Source organism: Arenibacter algicola (assembly GCF_000733925.1).
GTDB lineage: Bacteria > Bacteroidota > Bacteroidia > Flavobacteriales > Flavobacteriaceae > Arenibacter > Arenibacter algicola.
Map to the genome: position 1 here is coordinate 207,526 of NZ_JPOO01000001.1, position 23,001 is coordinate 230,526.

The following is a 23,001-nucleotide window of genomic DNA, read 5'->3' on the forward strand; positions in this document are numbered from 1 at the left end:
AAAATGTCCTTTAGATAACTTATTTATCCACTGTTGACCTGGTTATGTACTTTCGAGGTGGTTATTCTATAGCAGCTCTATCTATATCCTTATGTGTTAAATTTAATGTTAGAAGTCTTTAAAATGATTTAGATTAGTAATTCTAAAATGGGAATATAGTAACTTGTTGCTATATCCGTACGTTACCTGCAATATGAAAAAAATCCTTTACTTAGTTTTAATCATATCTATTATCGGTTGTAAATCTGAAAAAAATAAGTCCGATTTATCGACTGATTCTATTGAACATAATGGAGACCCTATACAGCCAATACAACGTAACCCGGAATTTAAATATGGACTGGACAGTATTTCAAACCTTATCTACACGAATATGGATTTGACGGACGAAAAGGGTACAGTATGGATTTCAATCAAAATTGACAGTATTGGGAATATTGAAAAAACGGAAATAACTAAAAGTGAGAACGAAAAACTGAATTCAGAGGCGTTACGTCTTGCTGGGTTAATACCCAATGAATGGAAACCAGCTGAATTAGGACCAAAAAGAACAAAAATATCTTCGAGATACAATTTCCCTATTAAATTTGACAAAGCTGTAAAAATATTATATGCAGACTAATCAAAACGAAAAATACTGCAGGTAAACAAAACCTATAAACAATACGGGTTTCGGGCTTAATCGAATTAGAAAAACATAAAGATGTCAATTACCAAAGAATCCGAACTGATCGGAATGAAAGAAATTAGTGAAGTTGTGGGAACTACGCTCAAGCTAATGAGGGAATACGCTAAAGTGGGTATGTCCACCAAAGAATTGGATGAATATGGAGGATATATTTTAAAAAGTTACGGAGCTAAATCGGCTCCTTATGAAACTTATGGGTTTCCCGGTTACACTTGTATAAGTATCAATGAAGAAGCTGCCCATGGAATCCCTTCCGAGAAGAAAGTTCTTAAAGAAGGAGATTTAATTAATATTGATGTTTCGGCCGAACTCAATGGATTCTGGTCGGACAATGGGGGGTCTTTTGTTCTTGGAAATGATGTTCATAATCATCAACCCCTGGTGGATGCCTCTAAAAATATTTTGCATAAGGCTATTGGCCAGATTAAAGGTGGGGTAAAAATAGCCGACATTGGATATTTGATAGAAACTGAAGCAAAAAAATCTGGATTTAAAGTAATTAAAAATTTAGCCGGACACGGAGTTGGAAGGAGTCTTCATGAAGAGCCTGATAATATTTTAAATTACAGGGTTAGAACTAATAGGGAAAGATTTAAAAAAAATACCACGGTTGCCATTGAAACTTTTATTTCAACGAATTCGACTATAGCCGTTGAATTAAATGATGGCTGGACATTAGTCGGAAATAAAGGGGGATACGTTACTCAGCACGAACAGACAATCCTGGTAACGGATAAACATCCGGTGGTCCTAACGGAATCCAATGGAATTTGGGATTAAAAATCTGTTTACACCACATGCCCGATGACTAGTCCTAATATATCCTAAAAAGACTTGACTGTATTGTTAAAGTAGTAACCTTCATCGATGTATTTATTACTTATATGTCCGGATTCAATAAGGATTTAGTACTCACTTAATTAAAAGGATAAAAACACCTTTATTCAAGGGCTTTCACTTTTCTTTTACTATTTACAAAAGATTCATAGTAGGTTGTAATTTACCGGATATGCTATCCATTTGGTTCATACCCTAAAATTCCTGAATGTTGATTACCTTAGCACTAAAGTATTTTTCATGGAAAAGAGCAAAATCAAAAATGTATTTGTAGAAGGTGCAATAAGCCCGGAGTTCATTGCCAATTCCATTGCCAAGCACCAATCCAAAACCGCAATTGGCGCCCACGATATTTTTTTGGGCCAAGTAAGGGCAGATCTTATTGACGGGCAGGAAGTAGCCGCTATAGAATACACGGCCTATGAGGAAATGGCCAATCTAAAGTTTCACGAAATTAGGGAGGCTGCCTTTGCCAAATATAACTTAAGTTGTATGCATATCTATCACAGTTCGGGAAGGGTAAACGCGGGAGAAATATGCCTTTTTGTTTTTGTGTCATCACCCCATAGAAAAGAAGTTTTTGAGGCCCTACATCATGTTGTGGAGGAAATAAAAAATCAGGTTCCTATTTTTGGAAAGGAAGTTTTTAAGGATGATTCCTATCAATGGAAAGTAAATAAATAACAATGGTAGATATTACCCATAAAAAAGCCACATTACGCACTGCTATTGCCCAGGCTATAGTCCAGGTAAGTAAGGAGGATACTATAATGGCGATAAAGAATAATACGGTCCCCAAGGGGGATGTGTTTGCCATGAGCAAGGCTGCCGGTTTATTGGGAGTGAAGAAGACTGCAGACCTATTGCCCGACTGTCACCCCTTGCCCATAGAATACACCGATATTTCCTACTCTATAGACGGTTTGAAGATTACGGTTTTGATTACGGTGAAGACCATTTACAAGACAGGCGTAGAAGTAGAGGCTATGCACGGCGCCAGTATAGTGGCCCTTAATATGTACGACATGTTAAAGCCTATAGACAAGGGAATTGAAATCCAAAATATTAAGCTGTTAAAGAAAACGGGGGGTAAGTCGGATATTGGCATAAATGAGTAATCATCACTTTTAATTTTTAACAAATCTTTTGGAATAACTCTGTATATCTTTGTGCTATGAAAGTATCAAGGTGCTTACATCTTTTGAGGTTTCTGGTTGTTATACTCTTATTTGGTATAGGCCAGGTATCGTTGGCTATCCCCAAGGAGGCCAAGGAAGTTGTAACTAGGGTTAATGGTGAGATCCAAACAGACCATCATTTAACCTACGAGATGCCGAATTCTGGGCATACCATGCTGTTGGTAGAAGGCAATTATCAATTGCCTACGGTCAACGAACTAAGGCCCAATCTCAATTTATTTTATCCCAATGCCATAAGTTGCCTCTCCGAACTCAAGGAAAAGGAACTTTTGTCCTTAAAAAGGGAGGTCCAAATTATTGCTAGTTTGGATGGGCTTACCATTATCTATCCCTTTCACACTTTTTTATAAATTATTCCATAGGTCATATGTAATTCCAGAATAAGCAATTTTGGAAATTTCCCCATGCCATAAACTGACATTTTTAAGTGGGGATGTAATTAGTAAATGGAATAATTTAAAAAAATATATAATGAATGTATCAATGCTATTGGTATCAGCTTTATTGGTGCTTTGCACCATCATACCTTTTGTAATCCTTAATAAATCTGGAAAAGGGGATTTAAAATTAATGTCAAAGGAAATTAAAAACATAATGGTCCAAACAAAATTGAAATTCGACTTAAAGGAAAGTTGGGGCAATTCTTTTATCGGCCTGGATTCCAATAATAAGAAACTTATTTTTTCCAAAGTATTCGACGGCGTTGTAGCGCTGGAAAATATAGATCTCAATGAGGTGTCCAACGTTAAAATCGTAAAGAAAACCTATGAGCTCAGGCCCAAAAATAAGAAGGAGACCGTTTTGGAGAAATTGGATCTGGAGATCGGCTTTTTAGACCATGACAAGCCCACTAAGGCTCTTAATTTTTATGACATCAACAGTATTTACATGGAGGATTATGAACTTGTCCGAGCCGAAAAATGGAATACTGCCATTACAGGTGTTTTAAAAACAAACATTAAACGGGACCAAGTGGCCTAATTTATTAGGTTTTAATCTCGATTATCGAGTAAAGAGCAATCTGTATTTTGGAAAATAGACCTTTCGGAATACAGATAGCTCTTTTTTTGTATGATTTACTTTTGGACGCAAAGGAATAAGAATTAGTCCCGTATTGTCCAAATTTCATTTAAGGGGTCGCCCTTACTGCTTTTGCCGGTATGGTGCCAATCCTTGCCGTTTAATTCGTAATTGAAGGAAAGGGCGGCTCCCACTCGGGAATTGTCCCTAGAGAAGTAGCCTATATTTTCTGTGTATTTGCCATTGGTAGCCTCATAGGTTCCTCCCCCGCTACCAAAAAACTCAAAGGTTTCGGTGTTGTAGGCAATCCATTGAAAATGTCCGTTCAATAAGTATTTCATAGTCTTTCGTGGCCTGGAGGTATCCCTTCTCTGCTCGCCCTGATCCGTTACACGGCCGGTCATTAACCACTTGCCGTCAAGATCTTGGGTGCCAAGTTTAGTGGGCGTAAAAGTCATGGGCTTGGCCCCTTCGAGTATCAAGTTTCCTTTTTTTAACTTATAGGGTACATTTATACTGGTAATTTTGTCTTCTTTATGGTTGGAATTAAATTCAAGATCAACCATTAGGTTATTGCCCGAGGTCTTGTAGTAGCCCCCCATCGTTTTTATAAATTCTGCAGGGGACTCTTTATAGACGGTATGCACATAATAATCCGCGTCCAATTTCAACTCGTGATGAAGGGTTCCATCCTTGCTTTTTTCCTCAAAATGATAGACGTTGGCCGGAATTTGGGCCGTAATTCTATCAAAAAAAGAGAGGAAGAGAATAAGACCAATAAAAACACTAATTTTTGTAAGCTTCATGACTATCTGGTTTTTATTTAAAAATAGTCAAGAAAAGGTTAAAAATCAACGCTTTAAATTAAATTTTTAGTTAATTTTTTACTGTTGGGTGAATTCATTTTTTACTTCAACGTAAAATTTTTTAAAACGCTTGTTTTTTCATTTTTTTTGTTTTCATTTGTCACATCAATTTAGCCTTAAATTTTATCTTGATATTAGCATCTAGTTGAGTACAATGAACCATATTTACAAATTTGGGCTTCTGGCAACAGAAAGATTCAGGCAACTGAAATTTAAAGGTATAGGTGGCCAAAATTTACTTGGTGTTCCAAATTTTTCTTCTATCGTGTGCAGTCAGCACGACTATTTTTTTATACCCACCACTGAAAAGCAGATAATTGTTTAGAGATTTAGTTATAATTCCTAATATTATTTGCATTTGGCGATGCTATTTACTTATTTACAATTCATATATTTAATTAAATGAACACGAAGTACATTAATCTTATAGATCAAACCTACTATTTTCCACAGGAGGAGTTTACCTTGGAGGGTGAAAACCTAAAGTTCCATGGAATTCCATTAATGGATTTGGTGGAGGAATACGGTAGTCCTTTGAAGTTTACCTATTTGCCAAAAATTTCCGAAAATATCAATAAGGCGAAGGAATGGTTCAAGATAGCCATGGAAAAAAATAACTACAAAGGTAAATACCATTATTGCTATTGTACCAAGAGTTCCCATTTTAAACCGGTTCTCAACGAGGCCTTAAAAAATGATATTCATATTGAGACCTCTTCGGCCTTTGATATAAATATCGTTGAAAAATTAAAGGAAAAGGGAAAGATCAAGGACAATACCTATATCATATGTAACGGTTTTAAAAGGGATCAATATATTGCCAATATAGCCAATCTAATAAACGGCGGACACCAGAATTGTATTCCTATTATTGACAATTATGAGGAAATAGACCTTTTGTCGGATGCTATCAACGATACTTTTAAAGTGGGGATCAGAATTGCCTCCGAGGAGGAGCCGAAATTCGAATTTTATACCTCGCGACTGGGAATCGGATACAAAAATATTGTACCTTTTTATGAGAATCAAATTAAGGACAATGACAAGGTAGAGTTAAAAATGCTACATTTTTTCATTAATACCGGTATACGTGACAATGCCTATTATTGGAATGAATTGGTAAAGTGTTTAAAGGTGTATGTGAGGCTTAAAAAGATTTGTCCATCCTTGGACAGTCTTAATATTGGTGGTGGTTTCCCCATAAAAAACTCTTTGGCTTTTGATTACGATTATCAATATATGATAGATGAGATCATCAACCAAATTAATATTGCCTGTCAGGAAGCGGATGTTATGGTGCCAAATATTTTTACCGAATTTGGAAGTTTTACAGTAGGTGAGAGTGGCGGGGCCATTTATGAAATACTTTATCAGAAGCAGCAGAACGATAGGGAGAAGTGGAATATGATCGACTCCTCCTTCATTACGACATTGCCGGATACCTGGGCCATTAACAAACGCTTTATTATGTTGGCCATTAACCGTTGGCAGGATGAATATGAGCGGGTATTGTTGGGTGGACTAACCTGCGATAGTGATGATTATTACAATAGTGAGCAAAACATGAATGCCATTTATTTGCCCAAGTATAGAAAGGATAAACCGCTTTATATTGGATTTTTTAATACAGGGGCCTATCAGGAAACTATTGGAGGATATGGGGGGTTGCAGCATTGTTTAATACCACATCCAAAACATATTTTAATAGATAGGGACGAAAACGGAAATATAACAACCAAATTATTTAGTGAACAACAAAAGGCAGAGGACCTGCTTAAAATTTTGGGATATGAAATGAAACCCAGTGCCAAAGCCAAAGTTGGCCAAAGCCCTGTGAAGCAAATTAAATCTGACCTTTAAAATCAATAAACTTTAAACAAATGAATACAACTAACAATTACGCTGGCATACCAGACGAGTTTGCGCAATTGGAAAAGGCAAAGGTTGTTTTGATACCTGTGCCTTATGATGGAACCAGTACCTGGGGAAAAGGGGCGGACAAGGGGCCAAAGGCTTTTTTGGAAGCATCGGAAAATATGGAATGGTATGATATAGAAACCGATACGGAGGTCTATCAGCAAGGGATATATTTGGCAAATGCCATAGAGGAGGACAGTTCTCCAGAGGCTATGGTAAATGCGGTACACAAGGTTACCAAGGAGTATATTAAACGGAATAAGTTTGTTACTCTTTTCGGGGGCGAGCATTCAATTTCCATAGGCACCATTAGGGCCTTTAATGAGTGTTTTGATAACCTTACCGTGTTGCATATAGACGCCCATGCAGATATAAGGAAGTCGTACAATGGTAGTAAATTTAATCATGCCTGTGCGGTTCATGAGGCAAGTCAGACTACCAATCTTATCCAAGTTGGGATACGCAGTATGGATGCCATTGAAAAAACCTTTATAGACGAAGAGAAAACATTCTTCGCCCATGATATGGTGAACGACGAGTATTGGACGGATAAGGTAATAGACCTTATGACGGACAATGTTTTTATAACTTTTGACCTGGATGCATTGGATCCGTCCATTATGCCATCTACGGGAACCCCGGAACCGGGAGGCTTGTTCTATTATGAGACCTTGGAGTTTCTAAAGCAGGTTTTCGAGGATAAAAATGTTGTAGGATTTGATATTGTGGAACTTTGTCCCAATAAAGCGGATAAAACTTCCGATTTCCTGGCAGCCAAATTATATTACAAAATGCTTAGCTATAAATTTATGGGTGAGGCCGTAGAGGATGAATACGACAACACTTATGACGTTGATTCCAAAGTGGGAGGCAATAATAATTCAAAATTCGACGATGACGAAGACTAAAGGAGAGATCTCCAATTTTATTGAAAAGTATTATTTACATTTTAACGCGGCCGCTTTGGTGGATGCCGCCAAGGGATATGAAGATCAACTAAAACAGGGTTCCAAAATGCTGGTTTCTTTGGCAGGGGCCATGAGTACTGCAGAATTGGGGAAGATATTTGCCGAGATTATCCGTCAGGATAAGGTGCATATAATATCCTGTACAGGTGCCAATTTGGAAGAGGATATCATGAATCTGGTAGCCCACTCCCATTATAAGCGCGTGCCCAATTACCGTGATCTAACCCCTCAGGACGAGTGGGATCTGTTGGAGAAAGGCTTGAACAGGGTAACGGATACCTGTATTCCGGAGCACGAAGCCTTCCGAAGGCTGCAAAAGCATATTTTTGAAATTTGGAAAAAAGCTGAGGACGCAGGAGAAAGATATTTGCCACATGAGTTTATGTACAAATTGTTGCTTTCCGGGGTTTTGGAAGAGTATTATGAGATAGATCTTAAGGATTCGTGGATGTACGCCGCAGCCGAGAAGAATTTGCCCATAGTTTGCCCAGGTTGGGAAGACAGTACCATGGGGAATATCTTTGCGTCCTATGTGGTAAAGGGGGAGTTAAAGGCCAGCACCATGAAGTCCGGGATTGAATATATGACCTTTCTGGCAGATTGGTATACCGCCAATTCTGAAAAAGGGATCGGATTTTTTCAGATAGGTGGTGGAATTGCCGGAGATTTCCCAATTTGTGTGGTGCCTATGTTGTACCAAGATCTAGAAAGGACAGATACGCCGTTTTGGAGTTATTTTTGCCAAATCAGTGACTCTACCACAAGTTACGGTTCCTACTCCGGGGCAGTGCCGAATGAGAAAATTACCTGGGGAAAATTGGATATAAACACCCCTAAGTTTATAATTGAAAGTGATGCAACCATTGTTGCGCCCTTAATTTTTGCGTACCTATTAGACATGTAGTATATGGACAATTTAAAAAGAGTTATTGTAGACTTTAAAAAACTTACTCCCGAAGTTTTGAAACTTTTGGTTGAGAAGTATCCGGATGGGTACGACGATCTTAATATCATCTCCTTCAAGAATGCGCAAGGAGAGCGTATTGAGGCCGTTGAGGTGACCACCGAGGATACTAAATATCTTGTCAAGATTAGTGCCAAGTTGGAAAAGACTATGGCCAATTACGATGAGGATGATTATGAGGATTTTGACGATGACGATCCGGAGGCTATTCCAGATGTGGATCTGGAAGGAGTAGAGGGAGATGATGACGATGATTAACGCGTGATGTTTGAGGTTGTTGCCGTTCATATAGCATCTTCGATCAATATTAGGCAATGTAAATCCCAATTGCCTTTAAAAATATTGTTTTCGGACAGTGATGAACTCTATTTGAAAAATGGCGAAAAAAAATTCGTCTATATCTTTCAATATGGTCTGGTATCCTTTTTTAATCATTCCGAGGATGAAAAAGCAAAGGTTCTAGACGCCCTTTCCGCTATTACCAAGGAGAAAATTGCTCCCCAATTTACAGAGACAATACAAGTAGAAATAATCGAAGGCCACCAAAAGGTGGCTTTCGATAAAGTAATCCTGCCCAGTTTTGATTCCGAGTTTATTAGATTGGTAATGCTGAATACTTCCCAATCCGTGGCCTTGGACCAATATTCCGAAATTACCCAACAGTTATTGGAAGAAACCAATGAACACACCCAATATTTGGAAAAAAAGGGAAAGTTGAACATTTCGGGAATCAAACTCAAGAAGTTTATAGGGAAGGTCCTGAATATAAAAAATCAGATTTCAGAAAACCTATATATTTTTGATGAGCCGGAAAGTACTTGGGAAAATGAGCAGCTGAATAGGTTAAACCTAGAACTGAAACAAACCTTCGACCTAAAGATAAGGTATAGAAATATACACGAACAATTGGGAATCATTAAGGAAAACCTGGAGTTGTTCAAAGATATCTGGGACCATAGGGAAAGCAGTAGGTTGGAGTGGGTCATTATTATCCTAATTTTGGTAGAGGTTCTGGATCTTTTTGTATTTAGATTGTGGAGTAAATTGTAATTGATCTTTTTACTACCTTAGTTAAAGCATCATTATTATAATAAAGCCATTTGAAATAAGCCTTTATACTACCTTAAAGCACCGAATAATTAGCGGGAGTGGATGTTTAATGGCGAATTGCACCCGATTAGGTGTCGGGATGTTTCAATTATTATAAATTAAATTTAAATAGATGAAAAATGCACCCTTCCATATGTCATTGCCCTGCCTAAGCATAAGCAAAACAGAAGATTTCTACGTAAACGTCATCGGTGCCGAATTGGGAAGGCACTCTTCCCGATGGCTGGATATCAATCTCTTTGGAAACCAGATTACGTTTACCAAAGCCGGCATTTTTAATTTTACCTTTAAGACCTATAAGTTTGAAGATACGGTGCTGCCATCTTTTCACTTTGGGGTAATTGTGGATGAAAGTACCTGGAATAATTTGCATGCCAAATTAACAAAGTCGGAATATGAACTTACCACCGAGGTAGTTTTTTTAAAGGACAAAATAGGGGAGCATAAGTCCTTTTTTATTCAGGATCCAAATGGACACATGGTAGAATTTAAATGTTTCAAAAAGCCTAAAGAGATGTTCTTGTCCTGATTTTCGGGATTATCTCCGTAAGCCAATCGTTATTTAATAAATTAATAATCAATAATTCTTGATTCCCAGGGGTCAAGTGTTTTATTTTGCAATTAATTAAAAAGAAAATTTAGACATAGAAATGAAGTATAAGGACCTGGATATTATTGGTAGTGAGGAATGGTGTGTATTTGAGGATTTGGAGATTCCCGCTATAAAGGCCAGGGTAGATTCCGGGGCAAAAACCTCGTCCATACAGGCAAATAATATAAAAGTGTATACCAAAGGGGCCCACGAATGGGTAAAGTTCGAGGTTAACCCCTTACAGGACAATAGGGGTATCAATATAGACTGCAAGGCGCGTTTGGTAGACAGAAGGACGGTTAAGAGTTCTTCAGGGATATCCGAGGAGCGTTATGTGATAAGAACCCCGGTAAGGGTAGGCAGCCTTACCTTCGAAATTGAACTGACCTTGGCCAACAGGGATACTATGGAATACCGTATGCTGTTGGGCAGGGAGGCGCTAAATGAACGTTTTGTGGTAAACCCCGCGATAAGTTTTAATATGGGGGAGTTCACAGCAACTGAAATAAATCAGAGATATTCCTCTCATTTTAAGGAGAAAACAGGGCTTAAAATTGCATTGTTGGCCAGTAACCCAATGTTGTACAGCAACAAACGAATAATGGAGGCCGGTGAGGCCTTGGGTCATGATATGGTATTTTTAAATGTGGAGCACGCCTATATGAAACTGGATGCCAATTCACCGGAGATCAGATATAGGGGAGGGAACATATTAAATGAGTTCGATGCCATTATTCCTAGGATAAAACCGGCGGTTACCTTTTACGGCTGTGCCTTGATAAGGCAGTTCGATAATCTTGGGGTGTATTGTTTAAATTCGGCAGAAGCCATAACCCAGTCCAGGGATAAATTGTTCGCATCCCAACTTTTTTCCAAAAATGATATACATATCCCTATTACCGGATTTGCCAAATCTCCCATGGATACCAAAGATCTTATCAGGATGGTCAACGGGGCTCCCTTGATTATAAAACTATTGGAAAGTACCCAAGGTAAGGGCGTAGTTTTGGCAGAAACAAACAAGGCCGCTGAAAGTGTTATCAACGCCTTTAAAAGTGTGCAGACCAATATTTTGGTGCAAGAGTTCATAAAAGAAGCCAACGGCCAGGATATCCGCTGTTTTGTGGTCAACGGAAAAGTAGTGGCCTCAATACAGCGCCAAGCCGAAAAAGGGGAATTCCGTGCTAACCTGCACCAAGGAGGCAAGGCATCAATTATAAAAATTACTTCCGAGGAAAGGAAGTTGGCGGTAAAGGCGGCCAAAGTCCTAAACCTGGCAGTTGCCGGTGTGGACATCATCCGTTCCAACAAAGGGCCCTTGTTGCTTGAAGTAAATTCGTCCCCGGGATTGGAGGGAATTGAAAATGCTACAGGGAAGGATATTGCCAGTATTATGATCAGGGCTATAGAAACTAAGATTAAATTTAACTCCTAGCCGCTAGTTTTAAGAGGAAATAAAATAAATTGGGAAGGTGTTGCCATTGTTCATGCCTTCCCAATTTGGCTATATCACTTAATGATTGGACTGATTTTTGAATTAAAACCTAGTTAAATTTAAATGCTGCCAAAGCTGGCGTTTATTAAAATTTGTACCTTCGCCCTATGGGAAGAATATTGTTTTACCTCATTGTTTTCATATTGTTGGGCTCTTGTAAACAGCAGGCAAGCACAGAGGGCGTTATAGAAAAGGCAGAAGAATTTTTCAGTGTGGATTCACTCCCCAAACCCAATGAAATTAATGATCAGGCCCTGACTATTCTAAAGGAATGGCAGGAATTCAACGGTTTGGAAACTACTTTTGAATCGTTGTATAGGGTGGCGAATAGGGAGGATTTGGAATTGGTCATTGAAGACTTGATCGAGAAACAAAAAACACTGGAAGCATCTACATATCCGGCAACATTTGATAAGCCCCAGATTAAGAGCAGGCAAAAGGTCTTTAAGACCTATATTCTTAAAACAAAGGGAAATTTAGAGTATAGGTCGGGTACCAAAGCCTCCACTATAGAAATGATCGATGCTTATAATGCATTTAGGAACCAGTTCAATGTTATTGTCAATAGCCAATTGGACACTACCCTAATTTTGAGTGAGTAGGGCCCTGCTGCTTGTGTTTGCAGTCCTTTGGTCCTTGCAGCTCAGGTCTCAGGTGCAAATGGATAAAAAAGAAATAGGGAACATCTTGGATAGCTGGCATAGAGCGGCAGGAAGTGCCGATTTTGATGCCTATTTTAATTTAATGACTTCCGATGCCGTGTTTATTGGTGCGGATGCTTCCGAGAATTGGCAGATCGAAGAATTTAAGGCCTATGCAAAGCCTCATTTTGATAAGGGAAAGGCGTGGAACTTCAAAGCCGTGGAACGGCAAATATACGTCAATGATGAGGGGGATTATGCTTGGTTTGATGAATTGTTGGATACCCAGATGAAATTATGTCGCGGCTCCGGGGTGCTAAGAAAGGAGTCCGGGGATTGGAAAATAGCGCACTATGTATTGTCTCTCGTGATTCCCAATGAAAATGTCTCCGAGGTAATCCTGATCAAACAGGAAAAGGATGACAGGATTATTGAAGAGTTAATTAAACAGTAAATCTCTGTGAAAATGGGGAGCTTATAATCTTTAAAGCATAAAAAAACCACTGTTGTACAGTGGTTTTTTTATGCTCTTAAACGCACGCAGATATTGGCTATTCCTTGGTTTCTTTATTTTCAAGTTTGTCCTTTCTGGACTGTAAAGCTTGTCTGCTTAGACTGGCCAAATTAAAATTGGGATCTATTTTTAATGCTTCATCAATGGTAGCCAGAGCTCCATCTATGTCGTTTTGATCTTTATTGAATTCTACCAGGGCCTTCAAATGGATAAAGGCAGCCTTTAAAGCAACCTCGTATGGCTGTTGCCTTTCATAGAATGCATATTTCATATCGTCTTTCGCATTGGCAATTCCATATTCAATATTGACGGCTGCACCTTCATTGTCACCGGTCTGAATTTTTAAATCTGCCAATTCATATGCTAAATACGGATTTGGTCCTCTCTTATTAAGAATTTCAAACTGTTCCAAGGCCCTCTTTGGTTGGTTCAATGCCTTTAAGGAAATAGCTTTTACCTGGACCGCCAAATCCGAGTCAGATTCGTTTTTTTCAATCCCGATTGTGTTTAGCGCCTGTAAATGTTGATTGTCCGTGGTGTAAATGTAAGCCAAGGTATCATTGCGCTCTTTGCTTGGGGAAAGTATGTTTAGGTGGGTTATGGCGCTTATTACACCATTTATATCCCCCTGTTGTCTCATTTGGTCATAATAGGCCTCATAATGTTTAAGCAAATCACTTTTTGTCTGTGCATTTGCTGTAAATCCTGCCATAACCAGCAGAATCAGTACAATTTTCTTCATTGTTCTAAATTTTAGTGTGCCAAAACTAGTAAATTATTTCTAACCATTTGTTAAGGAATGTCTTAAACCTTGGATAGGTAATAAAAAAGGATGCCGATCGGCACCCTTTTTTCTAATATGGTTGGTCTGGGTCTTGTTTAAACAACGGTAAGCGTAACATTCCTGTTTTCGTATGCCCTTAATAATCTGGCATAAAATGCAATGCTCACGTTGTCCTTGTCCAAGCTAGAACTTAAAAACTCCTTTAAATTCTTAAAAAGTAAATTTGCCCTAAGAATAGGAAGGCTGGAATTCACTTTTTTTGGGTCATAACAGCTATCATCCATAACAATATCCATAATGACTCTCTTTCTGTGGTAGTCTATGGATACATCTGCTGCATTGTAATATTTTTTCAATATGGCAACATGCAGATTTTGAAATTTTTGGGACATTTTGCTTTTGGAGCAGCTTTTAGAAATTAAATTTTCAATTTCGGTAAGTACTCTTGTTTTTAGACCTGAATTTTCCATGATAATTGAATTTATTCGTTTACTTAAAGATACGGACTAATCGATAAACGGTTAATAATCAAGGATATAATTTAACCAAAACTGGATGACTTTGTTGTGAAAGTTCAAAAAAGTGTGGTGAATTAACTTACAATTGAGGTGTTATAAGGGTATATTTTAACATTTAAATACTTACTTTCAATGCTTTTGTTTCCTATTTTTGTTGAATTTTTGATGTAACTGGGTGGCAAAAGCCCTCTTTTTATTGCTTCCGAAGTATAATAAGCCTCTTTTGTAGGATGGTGGGGATACACTCCATTAATGACTTTATTTTCCCAATTCCCATTTAGGACCATCTTGATAATACCGATACAATCGTAAAGATGTATGAGATTTACCGGGTCATTGCCATTGGTAAGTTCGGTTTTGCCGGCAAGATGGGTTACCGGGTGCCTGGAAGGGCCAATTAGGCCTCCAAATCGTATAATGGTGGTATTCAGGGCCCCATCGTTCAAAAAAATATTTTCCGCAGCCAGAAGTTGCCTGCCTGACTCTGTATTGGGTCGGGTAGGGGAGTCTTGTGTGACAAGCCCGTCGATGTCCCCATAAACAGAGGTACTGCTTATAAAAATTATGCGGGCCAGCGCGGTGTTTTTTATTGCGTCATATAAATGCAGCATTTTTTTTATAAAACTCTCTTTAGGAGCCGAACGTAGCCTTGGAGGAACATTGATGATCAAGACGTCCAATTCCCCTAAAAAGTTTTCAATCTGTCCTTCAATGCCATTTTCCGTTAGACCTATGGTGTATGCTATTATATTCGCTTTCTGCAATACCGCTATTTTGGAACCGGAAGTGGTTGTCCCAAACACGGTATGTTTATCAGCGACAAGGGATTTGGCCAAAGGTAGACCTAGCCATCCACAACCTAGAACCCCGATCTTTTTGTTCAAAATTTTATCTTTTTGCTTACCAAAATAGCATCGTTTAGGACAAATGGCATAGGAATATTGTTTTCTGGCCTTGGGGGCACTGTAAATAGGGGATTGTTCAATAGATCGTTGGAGGCCTCATATAGGGTCAGTTCCAAAGCACTTTCTTTGGGGATAGTGATCTGTAATTCGGTATAATCGTTATTGCTGACATAGTGGGTGACCAACTTACTGTTTTTCCTGTTCTTAAGATAGTACTCGGATAGTTCAATCCTATTTATAGTGGCCTTAGTAATTTCTACATCATTCGTAAATATTTCCAAACGGTTGGTGCTTCGCTGTGGCGTAAGACATATTTCCAATTTTCTATGGTCGCCAATAATGGTATCCAAGATAGTTTCTATTTTAGGAGGGGCAATGTTTTTTACCGGAGCTTCTGACGTGTAAGTGAACCCTGTTCCATATTTACTGCTTAAGATATCATAGCTTGGATTTTTGGGCTCTGCCTTATTGGCCTCTACGTACTGTGATGTCCAACTGGATAGCACATGGTCATAAGTGGCCCATTGCGCAGTGTTTTTGTCGGCGTCCAGTATATAGACCAAACTGGTAGGTTTAGCATTTTCTTTATCAAAGCCCGATGAAAAGTGGGCGGACAACAGAAAACCAAAACAGAGTATTAGAAATAAATAGGCCAAGCGGTTTTTCTTCTTTATGGGCCCAAAAATAGGAAGCAACAGGAAAAATGCCAAAGAGGTCAAAAGGGTAGCGGTAATCATCATTTTAAGGCCGAGCCCCACGGGGAACATTTTAATAAGCGGGGAGTAGATCCATATGGCTGGCAAAGCCAAAACCAACAACAGATAAGGACTGGGCAATTTTTGGTGTGTTAGGATAAGCATGGAGGCGAGCAATGCGAATAAGGGGATTACAAAAAAGCTGGCACCTTTTAAATATACGGCAACCAGGGTACAAAGAATTAGCCACAACAACAACGGGGCAATTAAGAGGTTTTGAGTCTGTGCCTTTCCAAATTTATGATAGGCCCAAAAACTGACTGCCACTGAAAATAGAACAAAAGCCGCTATGTAGGAATAACCGTTATAAGTGAAACCATGAAGGATATCCTGGTATTGCGGGTAAATATTTTTAAGAACGGTCCAGCCAAAATAACCTACCAGTCCGTTAATGGCCAAAATTATGAATAGGGGAACAAAGCCCCTTCCAATTTCTTTAATTTCCAAGGAACTATTTCTAAGTCCAAGGAACAAAAGGGCCAAAAAGCCTGCTATGGCAAGTACCAGCATAGGGAAAATCCAATCGAAGGGATAAGAGACCAGTCGGAAGAATGGCATATTGAAATATATGGAATCGTTTGGGCTTTTTAAGTTGGTGAGGTCGGAATTGCTAAAATGCTTCAGCAAGGGCATCAGATAACTGCCTTGGTGGGCAAGGGTATTGCGATCCAGACGCTCATAATTATCACGAGCGGTATGGTAGTCATAATGGTCGTCAATAAAGGCAAAATTGAGTCCTTCTATGTCCATGTCTTCCCTAAACACGGTAAGGTCGGTATCATTGGGAAGCATTTTGTAAACACTATATACCAAGCTATTGGCTGCAGGGTATTTTGGATTAGCCTTAATAAACTCATCTATGACCTTGGAATTTCCTCTATTGGTTTCCAGTAACATATAGGAGGGTCCGCCACTGCCCCTTGCCTCAAAATTCAATACCAATCCTACTTCCTTTACCCATGGATGATGGCTTACAAATAGATCAGCTCCGTTAAGCCCTAATTCCTCGCCATCAGAAATTAGAATAATGATATCGTTTTTAGGCGTATTATTTTGCTCTAGGAAGGCTCTTACCCCTTCCAATATGGTTGCCACCCCACTGGCGGCATCGCTGGCGCCCAAAGATGAATGGGGATTACTATCATAATGTGAAAGTAAAAGAAGGGCCTTTCCCTTTTCGCTGCCTTTTATCCTGGCCAATATATTGGTTGCACTGCTAAAATTTCCCCAGTCCCCTGCGGTATAACCTTGTTGGGTTGATGTTTCCAGTCCCAGCTTGGTCAATTCCGATATAATATATTCCCTAACCTCGGAATGGGCAGGAAAACCCACGGCATGTGGTTTTTGGGACATATTTTTTACATGGACAAGGGCCCTATCCGTAGAAAATGAAATATTTTCAATATTGGTATCCGGAGTGTAGCTTGGCATGGAGGCTTCAAAGCTCCAATATATGGCAAGCAGAACAAGGAGAAGGGTGATGGCAGAAGAATATTGCTTCATAGTATTTGGTAAAAACTTAAAAGTAAGAAATTATCCCTGTATTACATTAAAGTGTGCGGTATAACCAATAATTTGTGGTTTTTAGGATTTTTTAATTTTAAATTATACGCAACAATTTAATCTAATATTTATCAATACAATCAATTAAATCTTAAATAGTTGTGTAATTATTTAAAAAATACTATCTTTCAAATTAACCTAAAAATAAACGGTATGGGAATAAAAAGTTTTCAGGGAGTTCGCAAGGTCGTAAAAAAGGAATTTGATGCTCCCATTTTAGTAGAGGACTATATGACAAAAAAACTGATCACCTTTAGTCCTGATCAATCTATTTTAACGGTTATGGAGCATTTGGCCAAATACCATATTTCTGGAGGTCCAGTATTGGATAACAACGGATTTTTGGTCGGTATCATCTCCGAGGCGGATTGTATGAAACAGATTTCGGAAAGCCGCTATTTTAATCAACCTATCTTGGACAAGAGTGTTGAGCGATTCATGACAAAAAAGGTGGAGACCATACCTCATGATATGTCTATTTTTGATGCCGCCGGCATTTTTGACAAGCATAAAAGAAGAAGATTACCAGTTATGAAAAACGGGATCTTGGTAGGGCAAATTAGCCGCAAGGATATTGTAATTGCAGCCCTTAAATTAAGTGGACATAACTATAAGTAGTAAACTATTTTTGCTTCGCATTGAAGCTGACACCTAACAAAACAACGACACCCATAATTTTTTTGCCTTTGAACAGCTTCTAGCAATTGTTCAAGGGCATTCTTTATTAAGTTAGCCCCTATTCCCTTTTCACTATCATATAATAATCATTGTCCAAGGGCAGATACCCTAGATCATATACAAAATAGTAGGTGGTTCCCTTTTTGGTGGTATATAAATTGGTGATATATTCAAAATCGAAACCCTTGTCCATTAATCTGGTCTTGGTAGTTTTGGTCTTGCCCTCGGTTAGAGGATAACTATCCAGGATTCTGTAATTTTTGCGCAGGCGGTTGTTTATGTTCCTAACCAGGTTTTTACTGTCTTTGTTCAGCTTATTATTGTAGGCATTTCTACAATAGTCCGAACAGAATTTCTTGTCTATCCTGCCCAAAATTTTATCTCCGCATTCCAAGCATTTTTTTTCCATGGTTCGTTCATTTGTTTTGTTCTATAAGCTCCAATCGTTTTACTATGAATCCCTTGGGCAATATGGTGCCGGGAGAAAGTACGGCATTGGCTCCTATTCTTGAATTGTCTCCGATCAAAGCGCCAAATTTAACGGAGCCGGTATTGGTCCTGCTACCCTTTACTTGGGCCCAAATGGTCTTGTCCGACCTTTCGTTATAGTGGTTGGCAATAAGTGCTCCCGCCTCAAAATTTACATGCCCCCCAATTATGCTGTCTCCAATAAAATTAAAATGGGCCATGGACGAATGATTGCCAATAAAACTGGACTTAATCTCACTTCCCGGACCTATCCGAACCCCTTCGCCCAAAAACACTCCTCCGCGCAGATATGCGTGGCTTGCAACAAAGCAGTTTCCGGATATAATAACGGGCTCTTTTAAAATTACCCCTTTTTCGATAATGGCGGTTTTATGGATGGCAATACCAGCTGCCATTGCATAATCATCAGTATTAAGCTCCAGGATCTTCTTGGATATAATAGTTGATATGTATGGGGTAATTTCCCATGGAAGAACTCCGTTCTGGCTTGGGAAATGACTATAAAAATCGTCTATATACTCCGTTATATCCCTCATTTTTGATATAGTTCTATGGGTAAATTATCAGGGTCGAATATAAAAGTGAACTTTTTTTGGGTAAACTCGTCAGTGCGAACAGGTTCTGGCACAATGCCTTTTTTGCATAATTCCAACAAGTGGGATTCCAGATCATCCACCTCAAAGGCCAAGTGCCTTAATCCGGTTGCCTCTGGCCTAGTGGATCTGGGAGGTGGTTTGGGAAATGAGAATAGTTCTATGATGTAATTTCCGTGCAATGCCAAATCCAATTTGTAGGAGTCCCTATCTTCCCTATAAATTTCTTGCAGGGGTTCCAGGCCTAGATCTTCCACATAGAATTTTTTGGATGTTTTATAATCCGAGCATATGATGGCAATATGGTGTACTTTATTTAGGGTCATTTTTTATAATTAAATTTTACCTCTTCTTTGGAACCATTTTCCTGTTCAATAACAACGTAAATATTGATTTCTGACTCATTTATTTTCTCGAAGGTAAAATCGTCAAAATAAACCCGATTCCCCTCCAATTTCACCAATTTAAAGTCCACCGTCTTGTCCTTTTCCTCCCATCCGGTCAAATTACTATTAAAGTGCTTCAGTCTAAGGATAAGCGTTTCCCCTTCCTGTCTAATATGGCCAACCTCATAAAAGGCCACTTTTTCGTCCACAACCAATTTAAACACGAACATCATGGAATCTCCCAAAGGTGGACTCCATATTTCCTCGGTTATTCCGCCAAAGGCCTCTCCCTTCCAGTGTCCTGCTATCCATGCCACATCGGATAGGCTGGCCTTAGGAGGGGGGTTGTTGTTGGTAAAGGAAATGGTATTCTGACCAAAAGAAGGAATATAGACAAAGAGCAAAAGGATTAGGGTCCATTTCATTTGTGAATCCGTTTTAGGACCAATAAGGTACAAATTATCCGATTACAAACGATTAATTCTTTGTTAGGGTTTAGGTGATTTGGATATTGTACTTCTTTAATAAGCCCAGGGCACCTTCCTTGGAGAATTTGGCTTTGGCAATTTTATTCTTTTCGGGATCCAGGGAATAATTGAAGGCCGTTCGGAAATCGACTTTCTCCAGATTGCAATTTTCAAAGAGGGCACCTTCAAGATTACAGGAATCGAATATGGTTTCGGTTAGGTCGGTTTCCGTAAAATCGACCGAAATCATTTTGCAATTATTGAAGATAGTATTCTTGAGTTTCAATTTATAAAAAGAGGAAAGGTCTAAGGTACAGTCGTTGAAATTAAAGGAAAGTAGAAAATCATTACAATGGTCAAAATGTATCCCTAGTAGTTTGCTCCTTTTGAAAACTACTTCCTTAAAGGTGGTATTTTTTAGGTTTACATTGCTTAGGTCGCAATCGGTAAAAATACATTCCATAAAGGCGATGTTGGATATATCCCCTTTGGAAAAGCTACAGGAGTCAAATACGCAGTTTTCATATTCGCCCTTCTCTAGGCGTTTGGAAGTAAAATCCATTCCCTTAAAGCTTCGGTCGGTAATAAATGGGGTGTTCATGCGGCTATTTGAATTTTGGGCATTTTAATATTAATAATGGAGGCAAAGGTCAACGGAAGTAATTCTTACGGTAGGGCAACCTGATACTGCTTCTTTTTATTAGTTGGACTTTAATTAACTTAAACAAAGTAAGAAACTAACAACTGTAATAAGAGCGCTATAATTGCGGGGAGGGCCTGGACAACAAATATTTTCTTACTGGCGGTCAGCGCACCAAAAATACCGGCAATGGCTACACAACATAAAAAGAAAATGGAGATGTTTGTACTCCAAGTTTGGTCTTCGATAAAAAATGTCCATATGAGTCCTGCTGCCAAAAAGCCATTATAGAGCCCTTGGTTTGCAGCCAGGCCTTTGGTGGGTTTAAACATATGCTCCGGAAGTGCTTTTCTAAAAGTTTTTTTGCCCAAGGTTTCCCAGGCAAACATTTCCATATATAAAATATACAGGTGTTCAAGGGCTATAATAGCTATAAAAATGTTTGAAAGGGTCTCCATATTTTGATTTTTGAAAGGATTATTTCGTACTAAATATAAGGGATTCCATTGATTTATCGCTGTGGAGTTTATGAACCGTAATATGGGCATCTATATACATTATGGGACAAACATTAAAAAAATAAAACCCAAGAATTGTTTTCTTGGGTTTTATTTAAAATTAAAAACGATTATTTATTAATACTCATCCTCTTTTCTAATCGTTTCTATTAGTTTTTTCTTGTACTTATTCAATTCGTCTTCTTCAAAAACTTTAACCTTAGGCAGGTCATCTAGCAACTTAATTGAATTATCGTACGTTCTGAATAATTCCTTGTGAGTTGGCTTACCTATAATCAAGTGGTATTCAAAATCTTCTTCGGTATGTTCTATTTTTAAGTTGCTAAAAATACCAAAGTTCTCATACCCTTTTTTTTCCAAAGACTTAGCTTGTTTTAAATCGAAATTTAAAGGCTTAACTAGATTTGTTGTCCCATTTAGCCATGCATACTTGAAATTATATTCAACCCCGCTAGATTTGTTTTGGACAGTATAGTCTTTATAGAAATTAGGTTTATTGCTAGTTCCTTTTTCTCTAACGTTTGGATGATGACTTATAGTGTCATAGAATTTCTTACCTAATAAATATTCCTTGTTATCTGAATGTCCAGTTAATTCAAATAAAAACAAATCATTAAGGTAGTTTAGAATGTACTCATCAGAGTTTTCATATTGATTATTTTCAAAACTTTTTGAAAATAATAAAGAACTTCCGTTTTCAGATAAAATATATTCTTCAATAAAATCATCAAAAGAATTCTCTATTTCAAATCTTAAAATATCATCATTAAGATTGCTAAATCTTTTTGCTCTTAAAGAGATTTGTTTTAGATATTGTTTGATTGTTTTTTCTGCTACAGAGAAATAAATGGATTTTATTCTACCGAGATTTTTTGAATATTCAAAAACAAATTCTTTACTTTTGTGGAAATATACAAGCAAACCAATATTTAGGCTTTCATCCAAAAGTGATGAATGCCTATATCTAAGCAGCGTATATGTATATTTATTAGAATTCATAATATTCTTTCTTTCAGCTTCTTACAAACAAAATCTCTTTCTTTTTTAAGCCAAACAAAGTAGTCAAAAATACGATTTTTTTCACCATATTCAATGTTAAAACTATCAAAATCATTTATTATTGTATCAAATTTATCTAAGTTAATGGCTTTTAGATATTCATGAAACTCATCAAACATTAAGTCTTTTTTATTACTTCTTCTTAAGACATCGGTAAAAATATGTTTACTGTGATCGTAACTAGAAAATTTAGATTTATAATCAATATCCATACCATTGGAGCGATTATCTATAAATGGAAACGTAAGCTCATGATCAATTAGCAGCATTTCATTATCTAGTATCAATAGATTTGTTTTCTTTATTTTATTTCCCCTGTCTACATTTAGAACTATATTGTCAAAAGCGAAAACATTTTCTATTTCATATGATTTTAAATAGGCATTAGGTACAAATCTATTAAAGTCTAACGCTCCCATATGGTATTCACTACAAAACTTAAATCCTTTGTCCAGTGTGGATATTTTTACTAAATCATAGTGCTTTGTCAAAGCACTATGATCAAAATTTATTATTGCATATTCAGGAACTGGCAAATCAAATTCACTTGCCATCTGGCAGCATAATATTTCTTTAGCCACAGTGTAGTTTTGAGCAACGAAATTTTCTTGATAAGTCTTTAAAACATATTGTTTTATTTCTTTGTTTTGACATTGCGCGTTGATTAATAAAGGATAAGTGCTTCCGCCTTCTAAAATTTGATGAATACCCACTAATTTTAATTCTTGCAACAATTCTGTTTTTTTTGGTAATGAAATGTAGGAAAAATAAATCTAACATTAACATTTGTCCGTATATTATCTTTATTAAAGCAAAATAAGTTACAAAATATTAG

General features: G+C 37.8%; 29 protein-coding genes. 16 read left to right on the forward strand and 13 right to left on the reverse strand.

The annotated features are described in order from the left end of the window. Positions 1 to 193: 193 nt before the first annotated feature. The 6 genes from U735_RS0100815 (at position 194) to U735_RS0100845 (ending at position 3,705) form a co-directional block, all read left to right on the forward strand. A complete protein-coding gene (locus U735_RS0100815) occupies positions 194 to 622 on the forward strand; it encodes an energy transducer TonB (RefSeq protein WP_031442008.1) in 429 nt (142 codons plus the stop codon). An 81-nt stretch (positions 623 to 703) separates the two neighbouring features. Next, the gene (gene map, locus U735_RS0100820) at positions 704 to 1,468 is read left to right on the forward strand and encodes a type I methionyl aminopeptidase (RefSeq protein ID WP_031442009.1); all 765 of its coding nucleotides are present in this window, start codon (positions 704 to 706) and stop codon (positions 1,466 to 1,468) included. Between the two features lie 297 nt (positions 1,469 to 1,765). Then, complete coding sequence (locus U735_RS0100825) at positions 1,766 to 2,209, forward strand: molybdenum cofactor biosynthesis protein MoaE (protein WP_031442010.1); 444 nt, start codon at positions 1,766 to 1,768, stop codon at positions 2,207 to 2,209. A 2-nt stretch (positions 2,210 to 2,211) separates the two neighbouring features. Beyond that, complete coding sequence (gene moaC / locus U735_RS0100830; protein WP_031442011.1) at positions 2,212 to 2,643, forward strand: cyclic pyranopterin monophosphate synthase MoaC; 432 nt, start codon at positions 2,212 to 2,214, stop codon at positions 2,641 to 2,643. Between the two features lie 56 nt (positions 2,644 to 2,699). Beyond that, the gene (locus tag U735_RS0100835; RefSeq protein ID WP_031442012.1) at positions 2,700 to 3,074 is read left to right on the forward strand and encodes a hypothetical protein; all 375 of its coding nucleotides are present in this window, start codon (positions 2,700 to 2,702) and stop codon (positions 3,072 to 3,074) included. 121 nt (positions 3,075 to 3,195) lie between these two features. Continuing rightward, the gene (locus U735_RS0100845; RefSeq protein WP_146032816.1) at positions 3,196 to 3,705 is read left to right on the forward strand and encodes a hypothetical protein; all 510 of its coding nucleotides are present in this window, start codon (positions 3,196 to 3,198) and stop codon (positions 3,703 to 3,705) included. A gap of 122 nt (positions 3,706 to 3,827) precedes the next feature. Here U735_RS0100845 and U735_RS0100850 read toward each other — a convergent pair whose 3' ends face one another. Then, entirely contained in the window at positions 3,828 to 4,550 is a 723-nt protein-coding gene (locus U735_RS0100850; RefSeq protein ID WP_034247937.1) for a hypothetical protein, read from the reverse strand. A gap of 462 nt (positions 4,551 to 5,012) precedes the next feature. On the opposite strand from U735_RS0100850, the gene U735_RS0100860 reads away from it, so the two are divergent. The 9 genes from U735_RS0100860 (at position 5,013) to U735_RS0100900 (ending at position 12,751) form a co-directional block, all read left to right on the forward strand. Then, complete coding sequence (locus U735_RS0100860) at positions 5,013 to 6,470, forward strand: arginine decarboxylase (protein ID WP_051891809.1); 1,458 nt, start codon at positions 5,013 to 5,015, stop codon at positions 6,468 to 6,470. Positions 6,471 to 6,490: 20 nt separating this feature from the next. Further along, positions 6,491 to 7,435 carry an agmatinase gene (gene speB / locus U735_RS0100865; RefSeq protein ID WP_031442017.1) on the forward strand — a complete coding sequence of 315 codons (945 nt, stop codon included), beginning with the start codon at positions 6,491 to 6,493 and terminating at the stop codon, positions 7,433 to 7,435. Next, entirely contained in the window at positions 7,422 to 8,399 is a 978-nt protein-coding gene (locus U735_RS0100870) for a deoxyhypusine synthase family protein (RefSeq protein ID WP_031442018.1), read from the forward strand. The genes speB and U735_RS0100870 overlap by 14 nt, the downstream gene beginning before the upstream one ends. Before the next feature lie 3 nt (positions 8,400 to 8,402). Next, positions 8,403 to 8,717 carry a hypothetical protein gene (locus tag U735_RS0100875; protein ID WP_031442019.1) on the forward strand — a complete coding sequence of 105 codons (315 nt, stop codon included), beginning with the start codon at positions 8,403 to 8,405 and terminating at the stop codon, positions 8,715 to 8,717. A gap of 6 nt (positions 8,718 to 8,723) precedes the next feature. Next, the gene (locus tag U735_RS0100880) at positions 8,724 to 9,509 is read left to right on the forward strand and encodes an RMD1 family protein (protein ID WP_031442020.1); all 786 of its coding nucleotides are present in this window, start codon (positions 8,724 to 8,726) and stop codon (positions 9,507 to 9,509) included. Between the two features lie 172 nt (positions 9,510 to 9,681). Next, positions 9,682 to 10,098, forward strand: a complete 417-nt coding sequence (locus U735_RS0100885; RefSeq protein WP_031442021.1) for a VOC family protein — start codon at positions 9,682 to 9,684, stop codon at positions 10,096 to 10,098. Between the two features lie 121 nt (positions 10,099 to 10,219). Then, positions 10,220 to 11,596: a 30S ribosomal protein S6--L-glutamate ligase gene (gene rimK / locus U735_RS0100890; RefSeq protein WP_031442022.1), complete on the forward strand. Its 1,377-nt coding sequence runs from the start codon at positions 10,220 to 10,222 to the stop codon at positions 11,594 to 11,596. A 167-nt stretch (positions 11,597 to 11,763) separates the two neighbouring features. Then, positions 11,764 to 12,258, forward strand: a complete 495-nt coding sequence (locus U735_RS0100895) for a hypothetical protein (protein ID WP_031442023.1) — start codon at positions 11,764 to 11,766, stop codon at positions 12,256 to 12,258. A gap of 58 nt (positions 12,259 to 12,316) precedes the next feature. Next, a complete protein-coding gene (locus U735_RS0100900) occupies positions 12,317 to 12,751 on the forward strand; it encodes a nuclear transport factor 2 family protein (protein ID WP_084681048.1) in 435 nt (144 codons plus the stop codon). Between the two features lie 97 nt (positions 12,752 to 12,848). On the opposite strand, the gene U735_RS0100905 is transcribed toward U735_RS0100900, so the two are convergent. From U735_RS0100905 to U735_RS0100920, 4 genes are all read right to left on the reverse strand, one after another. Continuing rightward, complete coding sequence (locus U735_RS0100905; RefSeq protein WP_031442025.1) at positions 12,849 to 13,553, reverse strand: tetratricopeptide repeat protein; 705 nt, start codon at positions 13,551 to 13,553, stop codon at positions 12,849 to 12,851. A gap of 137 nt (positions 13,554 to 13,690) precedes the next feature. Beyond that, positions 13,691 to 14,065 (reverse strand): hypothetical protein, encoded by a 375-nt coding sequence (locus U735_RS0100910; protein ID WP_031442026.1) that lies wholly within the window; start codon positions 14,063 to 14,065, stop codon positions 13,691 to 13,693. Positions 14,066 to 14,187: 122 nt separating this feature from the next. Beyond that, positions 14,188 to 14,997 (reverse strand): SDR family oxidoreductase, encoded by an 810-nt coding sequence (locus tag U735_RS0100915; protein WP_031442027.1) that lies wholly within the window; start codon positions 14,995 to 14,997, stop codon positions 14,188 to 14,190. Next, entirely contained in the window at positions 14,994 to 17,276 is a 2,283-nt protein-coding gene (locus U735_RS0100920) for a M28 family peptidase (RefSeq protein ID WP_031442028.1), read from the reverse strand. Before U735_RS0100920 ends, U735_RS0100915 begins: the two co-directional genes overlap by 4 nt. A 213-nt stretch (positions 17,277 to 17,489) precedes the next feature. Here U735_RS0100920 and U735_RS0100925 point away from each other — a divergent pair, with 213 nt between their 5' ends. Then, the gene (locus tag U735_RS0100925; protein ID WP_031442029.1) at positions 17,490 to 17,954 is read left to right on the forward strand and encodes a CBS domain-containing protein; all 465 of its coding nucleotides are present in this window, start codon (positions 17,490 to 17,492) and stop codon (positions 17,952 to 17,954) included. A gap of 118 nt (positions 17,955 to 18,072) precedes the next feature. Here the strand turns inward: U735_RS0100925 and U735_RS0100930 are convergent, their stop codons facing one another. From U735_RS0100930 to U735_RS0100970, 8 genes are all read right to left on the reverse strand, one after another. Beyond that, positions 18,073 to 18,423 (reverse strand): hypothetical protein, encoded by a 351-nt coding sequence (locus U735_RS0100930; protein WP_031442030.1) that lies wholly within the window; start codon positions 18,421 to 18,423, stop codon positions 18,073 to 18,075. A gap of 7 nt (positions 18,424 to 18,430) precedes the next feature. Continuing rightward, positions 18,431 to 19,039 carry an LbetaH domain-containing protein gene (locus U735_RS0100935; protein ID WP_031442031.1) on the reverse strand — a complete coding sequence of 203 codons (609 nt, stop codon included), beginning with the start codon at positions 19,037 to 19,039 and terminating at the stop codon, positions 18,431 to 18,433. Next, a complete protein-coding gene (gene gloA2 / locus U735_RS0100940; RefSeq protein ID WP_031442032.1) occupies positions 19,036 to 19,422 on the reverse strand; it encodes an SMU1112c/YaeR family gloxylase I-like metalloprotein in 387 nt (128 codons plus the stop codon). The genes U735_RS0100935 and gloA2 overlap by 4 nt, the downstream gene beginning before the upstream one ends. After that, positions 19,419 to 19,907 (reverse strand): DUF6265 family protein, encoded by a 489-nt coding sequence (locus tag U735_RS0100945; protein WP_031442033.1) that lies wholly within the window; start codon positions 19,905 to 19,907, stop codon positions 19,419 to 19,421. Before U735_RS0100945 ends, gloA2 begins: the two co-directional genes overlap by 4 nt. Before the next feature lie 70 nt (positions 19,908 to 19,977). Next, on the reverse strand, positions 19,978 to 20,550 hold the full coding sequence (locus U735_RS0100950) for a pentapeptide repeat-containing protein (protein WP_031442034.1): 573 nt from the start codon (positions 20,548 to 20,550) through the stop codon (positions 19,978 to 19,980). A gap of 119 nt (positions 20,551 to 20,669) precedes the next feature. Then, positions 20,670 to 21,047 carry a DUF1304 domain-containing protein gene (locus U735_RS0100955; RefSeq protein WP_031442035.1) on the reverse strand — a complete coding sequence of 126 codons (378 nt, stop codon included), beginning with the start codon at positions 21,045 to 21,047 and terminating at the stop codon, positions 20,670 to 20,672. Between the two features lie 177 nt (positions 21,048 to 21,224). Next, a complete protein-coding gene (locus U735_RS0100965) occupies positions 21,225 to 22,106 on the reverse strand; it encodes a DUF3037 domain-containing protein (protein WP_031442036.1) in 882 nt (293 codons plus the stop codon). After that, positions 22,103 to 22,897 carry a HipA family kinase gene (locus U735_RS0100970; RefSeq protein ID WP_069859039.1) on the reverse strand — a complete coding sequence of 265 codons (795 nt, stop codon included), beginning with the start codon at positions 22,895 to 22,897 and terminating at the stop codon, positions 22,103 to 22,105. Before U735_RS0100970 ends, U735_RS0100965 begins: the two co-directional genes overlap by 4 nt. Positions 22,898 to 23,001 lie beyond the last annotated feature (104 nt).

What these genes read in the sequence shown, in the direction of transcription:
- U735_RS0100815 (WP_031442008.1), top strand. Translation starts at nt 194, where the DNA reads ATGAAAAAAATCCTTTACTTAGTTTTAATCATATCTATTATCGGTTGT.
- map (WP_031442009.1), top strand. Translation starts at nt 704, where the DNA reads ATGTCAATTACCAAAGAATCCGAACTGATCGGAATGAAAGAAATTAGT.
- U735_RS0100825 (WP_031442010.1), top strand. Translation starts at nt 1,766, where the DNA reads ATGGAAAAGAGCAAAATCAAAAATGTATTTGTAGAAGGTGCAATAAGC.
- moaC (WP_031442011.1), top strand. Translation starts at nt 2,212, where the DNA reads ATGGTAGATATTACCCATAAAAAAGCCACATTACGCACTGCTATTGCC.
- U735_RS0100835 (WP_031442012.1), top strand. Translation starts at nt 2,700, where the DNA reads ATGAAAGTATCAAGGTGCTTACATCTTTTGAGGTTTCTGGTTGTTATA.
- U735_RS0100845 (WP_146032816.1), top strand. Translation starts at nt 3,196, where the DNA reads ATGAATGTATCAATGCTATTGGTATCAGCTTTATTGGTGCTTTGCACC.
- U735_RS0100850 (WP_034247937.1), bottom strand. Translation starts at nt 4,550, where the DNA reads ATGAAGCTTACAAAAATTAGTGTTTTTATTGGTCTTATTCTCTTCCTC.
- U735_RS0100860 (WP_051891809.1), top strand. Translation starts at nt 5,013, where the DNA reads ATGAACACGAAGTACATTAATCTTATAGATCAAACCTACTATTTTCCA.
- speB (WP_031442017.1), top strand. Translation starts at nt 6,491, where the DNA reads ATGAATACAACTAACAATTACGCTGGCATACCAGACGAGTTTGCGCAA.
- U735_RS0100870 (WP_031442018.1), top strand. Translation starts at nt 7,422, where the DNA reads ATGACGAAGACTAAAGGAGAGATCTCCAATTTTATTGAAAAGTATTAT.
- U735_RS0100875 (WP_031442019.1), top strand. Translation starts at nt 8,403, where the DNA reads ATGGACAATTTAAAAAGAGTTATTGTAGACTTTAAAAAACTTACTCCC.
- U735_RS0100880 (WP_031442020.1), top strand. Translation starts at nt 8,724, where the DNA reads ATGTTTGAGGTTGTTGCCGTTCATATAGCATCTTCGATCAATATTAGG.
- U735_RS0100885 (WP_031442021.1), top strand. Translation starts at nt 9,682, where the DNA reads ATGAAAAATGCACCCTTCCATATGTCATTGCCCTGCCTAAGCATAAGC.
- rimK (WP_031442022.1), top strand. Translation starts at nt 10,220, where the DNA reads ATGAAGTATAAGGACCTGGATATTATTGGTAGTGAGGAATGGTGTGTA.
- U735_RS0100895 (WP_031442023.1), top strand. Translation starts at nt 11,764, where the DNA reads ATGGGAAGAATATTGTTTTACCTCATTGTTTTCATATTGTTGGGCTCT.
- U735_RS0100900 (WP_084681048.1), top strand. Translation starts at nt 12,317, where the DNA reads ATGGATAAAAAAGAAATAGGGAACATCTTGGATAGCTGGCATAGAGCG.
- U735_RS0100905 (WP_031442025.1), bottom strand. Translation starts at nt 13,553, where the DNA reads ATGAAGAAAATTGTACTGATTCTGCTGGTTATGGCAGGATTTACAGCA.
- U735_RS0100910 (WP_031442026.1), bottom strand. Translation starts at nt 14,065, where the DNA reads ATGGAAAATTCAGGTCTAAAAACAAGAGTACTTACCGAAATTGAAAAT.
- U735_RS0100920 (WP_031442028.1), bottom strand. Translation starts at nt 17,276, where the DNA reads ATGAAGCAATATTCTTCTGCCATCACCCTTCTCCTTGTTCTGCTTGCC.
- U735_RS0100925 (WP_031442029.1), top strand. Translation starts at nt 17,490, where the DNA reads ATGGGAATAAAAAGTTTTCAGGGAGTTCGCAAGGTCGTAAAAAAGGAA.
- U735_RS0100930 (WP_031442030.1), bottom strand. Translation starts at nt 18,423, where the DNA reads ATGGAAAAAAAATGCTTGGAATGCGGAGATAAAATTTTGGGCAGGATA.
- U735_RS0100935 (WP_031442031.1), bottom strand. Translation starts at nt 19,039, where the DNA reads ATGAGGGATATAACGGAGTATATAGACGATTTTTATAGTCATTTCCCA.
- gloA2 (WP_031442032.1), bottom strand. Translation starts at nt 19,422, where the DNA reads ATGACCCTAAATAAAGTACACCATATTGCCATCATATGCTCGGATTAT.
- U735_RS0100945 (WP_031442033.1), bottom strand. Translation starts at nt 19,907, where the DNA reads ATGAAATGGACCCTAATCCTTTTGCTCTTTGTCTATATTCCTTCTTTT.
- U735_RS0100950 (WP_031442034.1), bottom strand. Translation starts at nt 20,550, where the DNA reads ATGAACACCCCATTTATTACCGACCGAAGCTTTAAGGGAATGGATTTT.
- U735_RS0100955 (WP_031442035.1), bottom strand. Translation starts at nt 21,047, where the DNA reads ATGGAGACCCTTTCAAACATTTTTATAGCTATTATAGCCCTTGAACAC.
- U735_RS0100965 (WP_031442036.1), bottom strand. Translation starts at nt 22,106, where the DNA reads ATGAATTCTAATAAATATACATATACGCTGCTTAGATATAGGCATTCA.